The sequence below is a fragment of the Mesorhizobium sp. B2-6-1 genome (genome assembly GCF_006440475.1).
Lineage (GTDB): Bacteria > Pseudomonadota > Alphaproteobacteria > Rhizobiales > Rhizobiaceae > Mesorhizobium.
In genome coordinates, this window is record NZ_VFUH01000009.1 from 94232 (window position 1) to 106377 (window position 12146).

The 12146-nt window shown below is 65.1% G+C and carries 12 protein-coding genes; 9 read left to right on the forward strand and 3 right to left on the reverse strand.

Translation table 11 applies throughout. The annotated features are described in order from the left end of the window. Window positions 1–152 precede the first annotated feature (152 nt). The 5 genes from FJ443_RS19180 to FJ443_RS19200 all read left to right on the forward strand — a co-directional run bounded on the left by FJ443_RS19180 (window position 153) and on the right by FJ443_RS19200 (window position 6520). The gene (locus FJ443_RS19180) at window positions 153–2201 is read left to right on the forward strand and encodes a pseudouridine synthase (RefSeq protein WP_140665383.1); all 2049 of its coding nucleotides are present in this window, start codon (window positions 153–155) and stop codon (window positions 2199–2201) included. Further along, on the forward strand, window positions 2198–2752 hold the full coding sequence (rsmD, locus tag FJ443_RS19185) for a 16S rRNA (guanine(966)-N(2))-methyltransferase RsmD (RefSeq protein ID WP_140557099.1): 555 nt from the start codon (window positions 2198–2200) through the stop codon (window positions 2750–2752). Before FJ443_RS19180 ends, rsmD begins: the two co-directional genes overlap by 4 nt. A gap of 140 nt (window positions 2753–2892) precedes the next feature. After that, window positions 2893–4275 carry a pitrilysin family protein gene (locus FJ443_RS19190; RefSeq protein ID WP_140557097.1) on the forward strand — a complete coding sequence of 461 codons (1383 nt, stop codon included), beginning with the start codon at window positions 2893–2895 and terminating at the stop codon, window positions 4273–4275. 2 nt (window positions 4276–4277) lie between these two features. Continuing rightward, a complete protein-coding gene (locus FJ443_RS19195; protein WP_181168491.1) occupies window positions 4278–5654 on the forward strand; it encodes a pitrilysin family protein in 1377 nt (458 codons plus the stop codon). Beyond that, window positions 5651–6520 (forward strand): patatin-like phospholipase family protein, encoded by an 870-nt coding sequence (locus FJ443_RS19200; protein ID WP_140521662.1) that lies wholly within the window; start codon window positions 5651–5653, stop codon window positions 6518–6520. The genes FJ443_RS19195 and FJ443_RS19200 overlap by 4 nt, the downstream gene beginning before the upstream one ends. A 97-nt stretch (window positions 6521–6617) precedes the next feature. On the opposite strand, the gene FJ443_RS19205 is transcribed toward FJ443_RS19200, so the two are convergent. Further along, the gene (locus FJ443_RS19205) at window positions 6618–7160 is read right to left on the reverse strand and encodes a dihydrofolate reductase family protein (protein ID WP_140583789.1); all 543 of its coding nucleotides are present in this window, start codon (window positions 7158–7160) and stop codon (window positions 6618–6620) included. A 190-nt stretch (window positions 7161–7350) separates the two neighbouring features. Further along, window positions 7351–7920: an elongation factor P gene (gene efp / locus FJ443_RS19210; RefSeq protein ID WP_140494213.1), complete on the reverse strand. Its 570-nt coding sequence runs from the start codon at window positions 7918–7920 to the stop codon at window positions 7351–7353. Window positions 7921–8043: 123 nt separating this feature from the next. Here efp and epmA point away from each other — a divergent pair, with 123 nt between their 5' ends. Then, a complete protein-coding gene (gene epmA / locus FJ443_RS19215; protein ID WP_140583787.1) occupies window positions 8044–9090 on the forward strand; it encodes an EF-P lysine aminoacylase EpmA in 1047 nt (348 codons plus the stop codon). Between the two features lie 26 nt (window positions 9091–9116). Here epmA and FJ443_RS19220 read toward each other — a convergent pair whose 3' ends face one another. Further along, entirely contained in the window at window positions 9117–9533 is a 417-nt protein-coding gene (locus FJ443_RS19220; protein ID WP_140521668.1) for a VOC family protein, read from the reverse strand. Window positions 9534–9690: 157 nt separating this feature from the next. Between FJ443_RS19220 and FJ443_RS19225 the strand changes: the two genes are divergently transcribed. The 3 genes from FJ443_RS19225 (at window position 9691) to FJ443_RS19235 (ending at window position 12146) form a co-directional block, all read left to right on the forward strand. Next, window positions 9691–11034 carry a TldD/PmbA family protein gene (locus tag FJ443_RS19225; protein WP_140494207.1) on the forward strand — a complete coding sequence of 448 codons (1344 nt, stop codon included), beginning with the start codon at window positions 9691–9693 and terminating at the stop codon, window positions 11032–11034. Further along, complete coding sequence (locus tag FJ443_RS19230; RefSeq protein WP_140665385.1) at window positions 11021–11824, forward strand: 3'(2'),5'-bisphosphate nucleotidase CysQ; 804 nt, start codon at window positions 11021–11023, stop codon at window positions 11822–11824. Before FJ443_RS19225 ends, FJ443_RS19230 begins: the two co-directional genes overlap by 14 nt. A 76-nt stretch (window positions 11825–11900) precedes the next feature. Then, entirely contained in the window at window positions 11901–12146 is a 246-nt protein-coding gene (locus tag FJ443_RS19235) for a DUF4170 domain-containing protein (protein ID WP_140494203.1), read from the forward strand.

The following is a 12146-nucleotide window of genomic DNA, read 5'->3' on the forward strand; positions in this document are numbered from 1 at the left end:
ACTCGACGGTGATCCTGTTATTGAGCGCATAACCTCGAAAATCGGGTACGGTTTTCGGAAATGATCATGCGCCAAATCAAAAATGCTACAGCGTTCGTTGCGCGCCCGAAAGGATGCGCCACGCTGTAGCAGCGCAAACGGACAAAGGCCACATGGACGACAACGACAAGAAATCTCCGCGCCAGAAGGGTCCGGGCAAAAGCGGTCCGAAACCGGCGGGCGCGCGTGGGCGCGATGCCGGCAAAGGCGGCAAGCCAGCCTTCGGCGCCAAGAAACCGTTTGCCAAGCGTGGCGACGGCGGCAAGCCCTTCGAAAAACGCGAAGGGCCGCGCAAGCCCTACGCGCCGCGCGGCGAGCGGCCGATGGCCGCCGATGGCGAACGGCCCCAGAAGCGCGAGTACAAACCGCGCGAGGGCGGGCGCTCGGAGCGGCCGTTCAACAAGGGTCCGCGTCCGCAAGGCAAACCTTATGAGAAGCGCGAAGGGCCGCGCAAGCCCTACGCGCGGCGTGGCGACCGTCCAATGACCGCCGATGGCGAACGGCCCCAGAAGCGTGAGTATAAGCCGCGCGAAGGCGGCGAAGGCGGGCGCTCGGAGCGGCCCTTCAACAAGGGTCCGCGTCCGCAAGGCAAGCCTTATGAAAACCGCGAAGGCCCGCGCAAGCCGTATGCACCGCGCGGCGAGCGGCCAATGGCGGCTGAAGGTGCGACGGGTGAAAGACGCTTCGATCGTCCTAAGCGTGATTTTGCCGATCGGCCCAAGCCCGACTTCTCTGACCGTCCGAAGCGCGATTTCGCAGACCGTCCGAAGCGCGATTTCGCTGCCGACCGGCCGCAAGGCGGTTTCAAGTCCCGTCCGCGTCCTGCGGAGGCGCCCGAGGAAGCCGGCGAGCGGATCGCCAAGCGGCTGGCTCGCGCCGGGCTTGCCTCGCGCCGTGACGCCGAGGAGTTGATCGCGGCCGGCCGCGTCAAGGTCAACGGCCGGGTTCTGTCTTCGCCGGCTTTCAATGTGATGCCGGGCGACATCATCCATCTCGACGGCATGGAGATCCCGCCGATCGAGCGCACTCGGCTGTTCCTGTTCCACAAGCCTGCCGGTGTCGTGACCACCAACCGCGACCCCGAGGGCCGCAAGACCGTCTTCGACGTGCTGCCGGCTGAATTGCCCCGGCTGATGACCATCGGCCGCCTCGACATCAACACCGAAGGCCTGCTGCTGCTGACCAATGATGGCGGCCTGTCTCGCGTGCTCGAACTGCCGGCCACCGGCTGGCTGCGCCGTTACCGGGTGCGCGTCCATGGCAAGGTCGAGGAAAGTGCGCTTGCGGGTTTGCGCGAAGGCATTGCCGTGGACGGCGTCTTCTATGGCGCCATCGAGGCGAGCCTCGATCGCGAGCAAGGCTCGAACGCCTGGCTGACGATCGGCTTGCGCGAGGGCAAAAACCGCGAGGTCAAGAACATTCTCGGCGCGCTCGGCCTCGACGTGACGCGGCTGATCCGCATCTCCTACGGCCCGTTCCAGCTCGACGAACTCCCCGAAGGCCATGTGCTGGAGATCAAGGGCAAGGTGTTGCGCGATCAGCTCGGCGAACGCCTGATAGAGGAATCCGGCGCCAATTTCGATGCCGAGATAACAAAGCCGTTTTCCAACCTGCCGGTGCGGCGGGTCGAGCCGCGCCGCGAGGAGGCCGAGCGGCCGAGATTTTCGCGCGAGGGTGACCACCGGCCGATCGGCGAGGGCGGCCTGATCAAGAACCGCAAGCGCCGCGAAGGCAGCCGTGATGAAGCCCTGGGCAAACTGTCGACCAGCCCCGACAGAGGCGCGAGGCCGGAAAAAAGCTTTGGCGACCGCGGCCCGAGACCCGAACGCGGTAGCTTCGGCGACAAGCCGCGCGGTGGTTTTGGCGGCAAACCGGGCGGCAAGAAATCCGAGCGCGAGCAGCGGCCGATCGAGCCGCCCGGCCAGCGCAAGGCCAATGTCTGGATGGCGCCGGGCGCGCGGCCGATCGGCAAGGGCAGGGCGGAGGCGGATGCTGCCAAAGCCGCTGAAGCCAAGGCCCGCAAGGCGTCTTTCAAGCCGGCCTATGGCAAGCCCGGCGGCAAGCCGGGCGGCCCAAAGCCGTTCGGCAAGCCGCGTGGCGAACGTCCGGGTGGCGGCGGCGAGCGGCCGCGCGGCGGTTTCAAGGGTCCAAGGGCGAAATGAGGATCGTCGGCGGCGAGTTTCGCGGGCGCCCGCTGGCGACGCCCCGCGGCAGCGCCATCCGCCCCACCACCGACCGCACCCGCGAGGCTGTTTTCAATGTGCTGGCGCATCGCTTTGCCGATCGGCTGCAGGGCGCGCGCGTGCTCGACCTGTTCGCAGGCACAGGCGCGCTCGGGCTCGAGGCGCTGTCGCGCGGCGCGTCCTATGGCGTCTTCATCGAGGAGTCGGCCGAAGGCCGCGGCCTGATCCGCGACAATGTCGAGGCCTTCGGCCTGACCGGCCGCACCAAGATATTCCGGCGCGATGCGACGGCTCTGGGCGAGGCCGGCACGCTGGCGCCGTTCGAGCTCGTTTTCGCCGATCCACCTTACGGCAAGGGTCTTGGCGAACGCGCGCTGAGGTCGGCCAAGCAAGGCGGCTGGCTGCGTCCCGGCGCGCTGTGCGTGGTCGAGGAGGCAGCGGCGGCGCCTTTCGAGCCGGGACCGGGATTTTCAGTTGTCGACGAGCGCCACTATGGCGAGACGCTGATCCGGCTTGTCGAGGCCGCCTGAGTTAAGCTTCATTTGCGGGCGAAGATGGAACGCGAGCCCTCTTCCCAGGGGAGCAGGTCGTGCCATGCCGGTAATCAACAATTCACTTTCACAACATCGGCTCGCCGCCTATCGTCCGTCATGAGAAACCGGAGCCATTGATGACATTTCAGGCTGAATGGCTGCGCAAGACGCTCTTGGCCACATCGCTGGCTTTGGTCATTGCCGGACTGGCCCCGGCGACCTTCGCCGCCGACAAGCGGCCGGCCGAGTTCAAGGTAACGGATTTTCTGCTCGACAATGGCATGGAAGTGGTCGTCATTCCCGACCATCGCTCACCGATCGTCACCCATATGGTGTGGTATAAGGTGGGCAGCGCCGACGAGCCGCCAGGCAAATCCGGCATCGCCCATTTCTTCGAGCATCTGATGTTCAAGGCGACGGCCAATCACGCCGCCGGCGAGTTCGACCGCGCCGTCTCCGACATAGGCGGCTCCAACAATGCCTTCACCTCCTACGACTACACCGCCTTCCACGAGACGGTGGCGCCGTCGGCGCTCGAGCTGATGATGAGCTTCGAGGCCGACCGTATGCGCAACCTCATCCTCACCGACGATGTCATCAAGACCGAGCGCGACGTCATCCTGGAGGAGCGCCGTTCGCGCATCGACAACAGTCCCGAGGCGGTGCTCGAAGAGGAACTCGACGCCACGCTGTGGCAGAACCAGCCCTACCGAATTCCGGTCATTGGCTGGATGCAGGAGATGGAGCAGTTGAACCGCACCGATGCCATCGCCTTCTACAACAAATACTACCAGCCCAACAACGCGGTGCTGATCGTGGCCGGTGACGTCGAGCCCGACACGGTCAAGGCTCTGGCCGAGAAAACCTACGGCAAGATCGCGCGCGGGCCCGACCTGCCGCCGCGCGTCCGCCCGGTCGAGCCGGAGCAGAACACCAGGCGCACGGTGACGCTGTCCGACGCCCGCGTCAGCGTGCCGAATTTCTCCACCCAATGGGTGGTGCCGTCCTACCACACGGCCAAGCCCGGCGAAGCCGAGGCGCTCGACCTGCTGGCGGAAATACTGGGCGGCGGCAACCGCAGCCGGCTGTATCAGGCGCTGGTGGTCAGGCAAGGCATCGCTTCCAACGCCGGGGCCTATTTCCAGGGCACCATGCTGGACGACACCAACTTCACCGTCTATGGCACGCCGCGCGGCGACGCCAGGCTCGTCGATGTCGAGGCGGCCGTCGACGCGGAGGTCGTGCGCATCGCCAGGGAAGGCGTCACCGTCAAGGAGCTGGACAAGGCTAAGGACCGCTATGTCCGCTCGATGGTTTTCGCCCGCGACAAACAGGATTCGATGGCCAATATCTATGGCGCCGAGCTTGCCACCGGCGGCAATGTGCAGGACATCGAGCAATGGCCGGAGCGCATCCGCAACATCACTCCCGGCGAGATCAAGGCCGTCGCCGCGCGCTATCTGGTGCTGGCCCGGTCGACGACCGGCTATCTCTTGCCGCAGCAACAGGCGGGGAATTGATGATGAAGAGCGAGCAACACGGCTCTTTCCCGTCTCCCAAACGGGGAGAAGGGAGGGCACGCGCAGCGCTTGTCACTTTGCTCCTTTCCATCTTCTTCCTGGTCCTGCCGGCGCTTGCCGCCCGCGCCATGGACATCCAGCAGGTCACCTCGCCCAAGGGCGTCACCGCCTGGCTGGTCGAAGACTATTCGGTGCCGATGGTGGCCATCCGTTTCGTCTTTGGGGGCGGCTCGACGCAGGATCCGCCGGGCAAGGAAGGGCTGGCCAATCTGATGACCGGTCTGTTCGACGAAGGCGCAGGCCCTCTGGACAGCGACGCCTTCCAGGTGAAGCTCGACGACGCCGGCGCCGAGATGAGCTTCGAGGAGACCCGCGACGGCATCTACGGTTCCATGCGCATGTTGGCCGAGCAGCGCGACGAGGCGTTCGACCTGCTGCGGCTGGCGGTCAACGAGCCGCGTTTCGACCAGGCGCCGATCGATCGCATCGGCGCCCAGATCCTGTCCGGCATCATCGCCGGAGAGAACGACCCCGATACGATCGCGCAGGACAGGTGGGCGCGCGCGCTCTATGGCGATCATCCTTATTCGCGCTCCGACCAGGGCACCAGGCAGAGCATCGCCGCCATCACGCGGGACGATCTGAAGGCGCTGCACAAGGCGGTCTTCGCGCGGAGCGGACTGCATGTCGCGGTGGTCGGCGCCATCGACCCGGAAACGCTGAAGAAGAAACTGGACATGGTATTCGGCAACCTGCCGCAGAACCAGGCGCTCGCGCCGGTTGCCGACGTCGAGCCGAATCTGGCGCGGCATATCGAGGTCGACTACGACCTGCCGCAGACCTCGCTGCAGCTTGCCTGGCCCGGCGTGAAGCGCAAGGCGGCAGATTTCTTCCCCGCGGTTCTGATGAACGAGATTCTCGGCGGCGGCACCTTCACCTCGCGCCTGTTCCAAGAGGTGCGCGAGAAGCGCGGGCTGGCCTACAGCGTCAATTCCTCGCTCATCAACCAGGACCATGCCGACGCTCTGATCGTCACCACCGGCACACGATCGGACCGGGCCGCCGAAACCCTTGGCATCGTGCGGGACGTGGTCAAGCGGCTTGCCGAGGACGGCCCGACCGACGCGGAACTGGCGGCGACCAAGAAATACATGATCGGCGCCTACGCCATCAACAACCTGGACTCCTCCAGCGCCATCGCCGCGACCCTGGTCGAGCTGCAGCTCGACGACCTCGGCGTCGATTACATTCAGCGCCGCACCGGCCTCATCAACGCGGTGACACTCGACCAGGTCAAGGCCGCGGCGAAGAAGCTTTTGTCGGCCGAGCCGACCATCATGGTCGTCGGACCGCCCTTGGCCGGAGCCAACAAGGGATGAACCTCACCTTCGGCATCGCCTTTGGCGGCGGCGGCGCGCGCGGTCTGGCGCACATCCATGTCATCGAGGCGCTGGACGAACTGGGCATCAGGCCGGTCGCAATCGCCGGCTCGTCGATCGGCGCCATCATGGGCGCCGGCATGGCCTCCGGCATGACCGGCAAGGACATCCATGATTATGCCCGCTCGATCCTCGGCCGTCGCGCCGAGGTGGCGAGCCGCATGTGGCGGGCGCGGCCCGGCACCATCGCCGAGGCCATGCAGGCCGGCATCCGCGTCAGCCAGTTCAATGTCGAACGCATCCTCAAGGCATTCCTGCCCGAAGCCATTCCCGAAACCTTCGCCGAGCTGAAAATCCCGCTGAAGGTGACGGCGACGGACTATTTCGGCCACAAGCTGGCCGTGTTCGCCGAAGGCGACCTGCATTCGGCGCTCGCGGCTTCAGCGGCCATTCCTGCCGTGTTCCGCCCGGTGATGCGCGACGGCCGGCTGCTGATCGATGGCGGCATCTACAACCCCGTGCCCTTCGACCTTATCGAGGATGATGCCGACATCATCATCGGCGTCGACGTGGTCGGCGCGCCGGAAGAGGCCGACCACAGGCGGCCGACCTCTGTCGACCTGATGTTCGGCGCCACGCAATTGATGATGCAGTCGATCATCGCCAACAAGCTGAAGCAGTGCCAGCCCGACATCCTGATCCGCCCGGCGGTGTCCAAATACCGCGTGCTCGACTTCCTCAAGATCGAGGTCCTGATGACCGAGACGGCGGATATCAAGGACCAGCTGAAGCGCGAGGTGGAGAGGGTTGTGGAGGCTAGGGAAAGTGCTGCTGTCGAGCAAAGACGGGGAAAGCAGACCGGGTGACGCGAGGTCCACACGTTGCCTCACGTCACCGCTATAGCTTTGATCCCGAAAGCCAGGCGCCCTCCAGTCCTCTCTGGAAGAAGGGCACTCTAACCGATTACGATTTCGCCAGCACCGGCGCATACTCCAGCGCCACCACCCCATTACTGAATGGCTTGGCGGAAATCAACTCAAACGACACCGGATCGCCGGCCGGAAACAGCTTTTTGCCTTGGCCAACGGTGCCGGGGTAGCTCAGCAGCCTGACGCGGTCGACCAGACCATGGCGCAACAGTTCCTGCGCGACGCTGAGGCTGCCATGCACATAGATGTTGCCGCCGCTGCCTAGCTTCAATGTCCTGACCGCCTTCGGCAGCGGCCCACTGAGCAGCTCGGCCGGTTTCCAGTCGAGCACCTTCAAACTGCTGGACGCGACATATTTCGGCAGCGCGTTGAACCGGTCGGCGAAGTCTCCGGTTTCGCTCGGCCACGAGCCGGCGAAAATCTCGTAGGTCGTGCGCCCCAAAAGCATGGCGCCGCTGTCAGCCAGCTCGTCCTCCTTGAACCTGTTCATCTCGTCGTTCCAGGTCACGCCGGGCAGTTTCTCGACCTCGGCGATACCATCGACGCTGATGAATTCGGTGACGATAAGCTTTCTCATTGGCGTTCTCCTTTCCACAAGGACGAACGATGATGGCTTTGTGCGACACGCTTCTGGAAATAACGCTGCGCTTGTTGTTTGCCCGGGCAGCGCCGGCCTCGGCAGGCGCCAATTGGCGATGCCGCCGATCATCGTCAGCGGCTAAAAATAGGGTCCGGCTGAGAAGCTGGCGACGCCTGGCGCCGTGCTCTCAGTCCTTCGCGCGCTCCACATAGGACCCATCGGCCGTCATCACCACCACGCGGGTGCCTGGCGCGATATGCGGCGGCACGGCGGTGCGCACGCCGTTGGAGAGTAGGGCGGGCTTGTAGGAAGAGGACGCCGTCTGGCCCTTGGTCGTCGGCTCGGTCTCGACCACTTCGAAGGTGGCCCGCTGCGGCAGCACCAGGGAGATAGCGATGCCGTTGAACTGCGAGACCTGAACCGGCATGCCTTCCTGCAAATAGGGGGCGGCATCGCCGACGACGGCTTCCGACACCGCCACCTGGTCGTAGGTCTCGGGGTTCATGAAGTGATAGCCTTCGCCGTCGGCGTAGAGGAAGGTGTGCTCGCGCTCCTCGACATAGGCACGCTCCACCTGTTCGGTGGTGCGGTAGCGCTCCGAAACCTTCACCCCGTCGCCAATGCGGCGCATGTCGAGCTGCGTCACGGGCGTGCCCTTGCCTGGGTGGATGTTTTCGGCAAAGAGGATCACATAAAGCTTGCCGTCCTTGTCGACGACATTGCCTTTGCGGAGCGAACTGGCGATGACTTTCACCACGGTTTTTTATCCTGCGAGAGTTGACGGGCGTTTGCCGGCTTGCGCGGCGCTGGATGGGGGCCTAGCGCATCTCGGCGCGAACCGCCAGCCCCCAACGCGAACCAGCGCGCCTTCAAACCGCCCATGACCGCCGCTTCGCCCTGGTGGACGCCGCATGTGCATGCCGATCGCCGTTCGCGCCTGATGCTGCGCAACGGCCTTGCCGCCGCCTTGCGCGACTGGTTCGCCCGTCGCGATTTCATCGAGGTGCAGGCATCGGCCCTGCAGATATCGCCCGGCAACGAGGCGCATCTGGCGGCCTTCGCAACCGAGGCGGTCGCGCCGGACGGGCATCGCAAGCCGCTCTATCTGCACACGTCGCCGGAATTCGCCTGCAAGAAGCTGCTCGCTGCCGGCGAGACCAGGATCTTCAGCTTCGGCCCGGTCTATCGCAACCGCGAGCGTGGCCCTTTGCACCATCCCGAATTCACCATGCTCGAATGGTACAGGGTCGGCGAAACCTATGAGAGCCTGATGCGGGATTGCGCGGATCTGCTGGCGCTGGCCGCGACAAGGGCAGGGGCCACGCGCTTCAGCTTTCGCGGCCGCGACTGCGATCCTTTCGCGGAGCCGGAGCGGCTGACGGTGGCGGACGCCTTCGCGCGCCATGCCGGGATCGATCTGCTTGCGACGGTCAGCGCCGACGGCATCACCGACCGCGATTCGCTCCATCAGGCCCTGACCGGTGCCGGCCTGCGTACCGCGCCCGACGACGGCTGGGCCGACCTGTTCAGCCGGGTGATGGTGGAGAAGATCGAGCCCAATCTCGGTATCGGCCGCGCGACCATCCTTTGCGAGTACCCGGTCGCCGAGGCGGCTCTGGCGCGACCGAGCCCACGCGACCCCCGCGTCGCCGAGCGCTTCGAGCTCTATTGCTGCGGCGTCGAACTTGCCAACGGCTTCGGCGAGTTGACGGACGCCGAGGAGCAGCGCCGGCGCTTCATCATGGAAATGGACGAGAAAGAGCGCGTCTATGGCGAGCGCTATCCGCTGGACGAGGATTTTCTCGCGGCACTCGCGGTCATGCCACAGGCCAGCGGCATCGCGCTCGGCTTCGACAGGCTGGCGATGCTGGCCACGGGCGCGCAAAAAATCGAGGATGTGATCTGGACGCCTGTTGCCGGGTCCTGAGTCCGCGCGCCACGGCTTGCACCATGTCAATGCGCGAAAATCTGCTCCAGCGAACGAAAGCCCTTGAATTCCAGCGCGTTGCCCGAGGGATCGCGGATGAACAGCGTCGCCTGTTCGCCGGGCTCTCCCTTGAAGCGGATCATCGGCCGCTCCAGCCAGTCTATGTCGGCGCGTGCTTCCAGCCGCGTGGCAAGCCGCTGCCAGTCATCCATCAAAAGCACGGCGCCGAAATGCGGGATCGGCACCGCCATGCCGTCGACCTTGCCGTCGCTGGCGGCCGGCGCGGCCCGTGGCCGCAGATGCGCCGACATCTGGTGGCCGAACAGGTCGAAATCGACCCAGGTCTCCGAAGAGCGGCCGATGGCGCAACCCAGCACCTCGCCATAGAAAGCGCGTGTTTCATCGAGATCACGGACCGGGAAGGCAAGATGGAAAGGCGTCATTGGAAATGCTCCGTGCTGGCGATGCGGTGCCGCGCTTCGCGATGGGCGGCTGAACCGATGCATTTTGATTGAAGCTTGTGCCATTGCACAAGCCGGACCGGAACAATAGATGGGGGACGGCGGCTCTCGGGCCAGCCGCAACAGCAGGATCACGCGCATGAGCGATATATCGGACGCATCAAGATTGACCGACCGCGTCGCGGCCCTGGTCGAGGCTGCCAAAAAAGCTGGCGCCGATGCCGCGGATGCCGTCGCGGTGCGTGGCCGCTCGACCGGTGTGTCGGTGCGGCTGGGCAAGGTCGAAAACACCGAGGCGTCGGAAGGCGACGACGTTTCGCTGCGTGTCTTTGTCGGCCAGCGGGTGGCAAGTGTTTCCGCGACTGCCGCGTCCGATCCGAAGGCGCTTGCCGAACGTGCCGTCGCCATGGCCAGGGTCTCTCCCGAAGATCCCAACCAGGGCCTCGCGGATCCGGCGCTGCTGGCCAGGCAGACGCGCGATCTCGACCTGTTCGATGCAACAGAAGTATCGGCCGACCAGTTGAAGGAAGCGGCACTGGCCGCGGAAGCGGCGGCTCTGGCCGTCAAAGGCGTGACCAATTCGGCGGGCAGCAATGCCAGCGCCGGGCTCGGAGGGCTGGTATTGGCCACCTCGCACGGCTTCCTCGGCCATTATGTCGCCTCGCGCTTCTCGCGCTCCACGAGCGTCATCGCCGGCGAGGGTACCGGCATGGAGCGCGATTATGAATTCTCCTCGCGCCAGCATTTTGCCGACCTGGATGCGCCGGAAGACATAGGCCGCAAGGCCGGGGAACGCGCCGTGCGCCGGCTCGGCGCGCGCAAGGCCGCGACCGGACCGGTCGACGTGGTGTTCGATCCGCGCGTGGCGCGCGGCATTGCCGGCCATCTCGCGGGCGCCATCAACGGCGCTGCCGTCGCGCGCAAGACGTCGTTCCTGCGCGACATGATGGGCAAAAAGGTGGCTGCATCGGCCATTACCGTCACCGACGAGCCGCTGAGGCGGCGCGGCCAGGCCTCGCGTCCGTTCGACGGCGAAGGCGTTGAAGGCGACAAGCTTTTGATGATCGAGAACGGTGTGCTCAACCACTGGTTCCTGTCGACCTCGGCGGCGCGGGAACTGGGTCTCGTTACCAATGGACGCGGTTCGCGCAGCGGCTCGTCCGTCTCGCCGTCTTCGACCAATCTTGCCATCGAGCCGGGCGAGCGCTCGCCGGAAGAACTGATCGCCTCGCTCAAGACGGGCTTCTACGTCACCGAGGTGTTCGGGCAAGGTGTCGACATGGTGACCGGCGAATACAGCCGCGGCGCATCCGGGTTCTGGATCGACAACGGCCAGCTTGCCTATCCCGTCGCCGAAGTCACGATCGCCTCCAATTTGAAGACGATGTTCCTAAACATGGTGCCGGCAAGCGATCTCGATCGCAATTTCGGCACCGCCGCCCCCACGTTGCTGATCGAAGGCATGACCCTTGCCGGAGCATGATCTGACCACGACTGGCGCCACGGAGGATCTGCCGCTGCTGCGCGACGCTGCCCGCGAGGCCGGCGTCATCGCCATGCGTTACTTCGGGAACAGCCCGCAGGTCTGGATGAAGGGCGGGACCTCGCCGGTCAGTGAGGCCGATCACGCCGCCGATGCGTATTTGCGCCAGACCCTGCTTGCGGCGCGGCCGGATTATGGCTGGCTGTCCGAGGAGACGGTCGACGATCCAGTGCGGCTTTCGGCGCGCCGAACCTTTGTCGTCGATCCGATCGACGGCACCCGCGGCTTCCTGGAAGGCCAGCGCACCTGGTGTGTCAGCGTCGCCGTCGTGGAGCATGGCCGTTCGCTTGCCGGCGTGCTCGAGTGTCCGGCGCTTAACGAGACTTACTGGGCGCTGCCTGGCCAGGGCGCCTTCCGTAACGGCAGGCGCATCGCGGTGCGCCAGCCCGGCGACAAGGCCGAAATTTCCGGATTGAAGCAGTTGCTCGACAGGATACCGGCCGGCTGGCAGGAACGGCTGAAGCGGGCGCCCTACAGCCCTTCGCTTGCCTATCGCCTGGCAATGATCGCCAACGGCACGCTCGATGCCACTTTCGTAAAGCCGAACGCGCACGACTGGGATATCGCCGCCGCCGACCTTATCCTGCGCGAGGCGGGCGGCCAGTTGCTCGACCCGCATGGCCGCGCGCCGCTCTATGCCGGCGAGGTGACCCGCCACGGCGCGCTCGCCGCCGGCAGCGGTGAACTGCTGGCGGTGCTCGTGGGCGTCATTGCCGGACTGGATGATTGAAAGCATTATCGAAGGTTCCAAAGTCGGCGGCTTTGGTCTAGACCTGTCACAAACTCACAATATGTGAAGGACCGAAATGGCCGCGGAAGACGGAAAGAAACAGCTTTTGCACCTGGTGTTCGGCGGCGAACTGAAGAAGCTTGGCGGCACCGAATTCCGCGATCTTGACGCGCTCGACATCGTCGGCATCTATCCCGACTATCAATCCGCCCATACGGCATGGAAAGCCAAGGCGCAGGCCAGCGTGGACAATGCCCATATGCGTTATTTCGTCGTGCACCTGCATCGGCTCCTGGACCCCGACCACAAGGCTGTCGGTTGA

What these genes read in the sequence shown, in the direction of transcription:
- FJ443_RS19195 (WP_181168491.1), top strand. Translation starts at nt 4,278, where the DNA reads ATGAAGAGCGAGCAACACGGCTCTTTCCCGTCTCCCAAACGGGGAGAA.
- FJ443_RS19200 (WP_140521662.1), top strand. Translation starts at nt 5,651, where the DNA reads ATGAACCTCACCTTCGGCATCGCCTTTGGCGGCGGCGGCGCGCGCGGT.
- FJ443_RS19225 (WP_140494207.1), top strand. Translation starts at nt 9,691, where the DNA reads ATGAGCGATATATCGGACGCATCAAGATTGACCGACCGCGTCGCGGCC.
- FJ443_RS19205 (WP_140583789.1), bottom strand. Translation starts at nt 7,160, where the DNA reads ATGAGAAAGCTTATCGTCACCGAATTCATCAGCGTCGATGGTATCGCC.
- FJ443_RS19190 (WP_140557097.1), top strand. Translation starts at nt 2,893, where the DNA reads ATGACATTTCAGGCTGAATGGCTGCGCAAGACGCTCTTGGCCACATCG.
- epmA (WP_140583787.1), top strand. Translation starts at nt 8,044, where the DNA reads ATGACCGCCGCTTCGCCCTGGTGGACGCCGCATGTGCATGCCGATCGC.
- FJ443_RS19235 (WP_140494203.1), top strand. Translation starts at nt 11,901, where the DNA reads ATGGCCGCGGAAGACGGAAAGAAACAGCTTTTGCACCTGGTGTTCGGC.
- FJ443_RS19220 (WP_140521668.1), bottom strand. Translation starts at nt 9,533, where the DNA reads ATGACGCCTTTCCATCTTGCCTTCCCGGTCCGTGATCTCGATGAAACA.
- FJ443_RS19180 (WP_140665383.1), top strand. Translation starts at nt 153, where the DNA reads ATGGACGACAACGACAAGAAATCTCCGCGCCAGAAGGGTCCGGGCAAA.
- rsmD (WP_140557099.1), top strand. Translation starts at nt 2,198, where the DNA reads ATGAGGATCGTCGGCGGCGAGTTTCGCGGGCGCCCGCTGGCGACGCCC.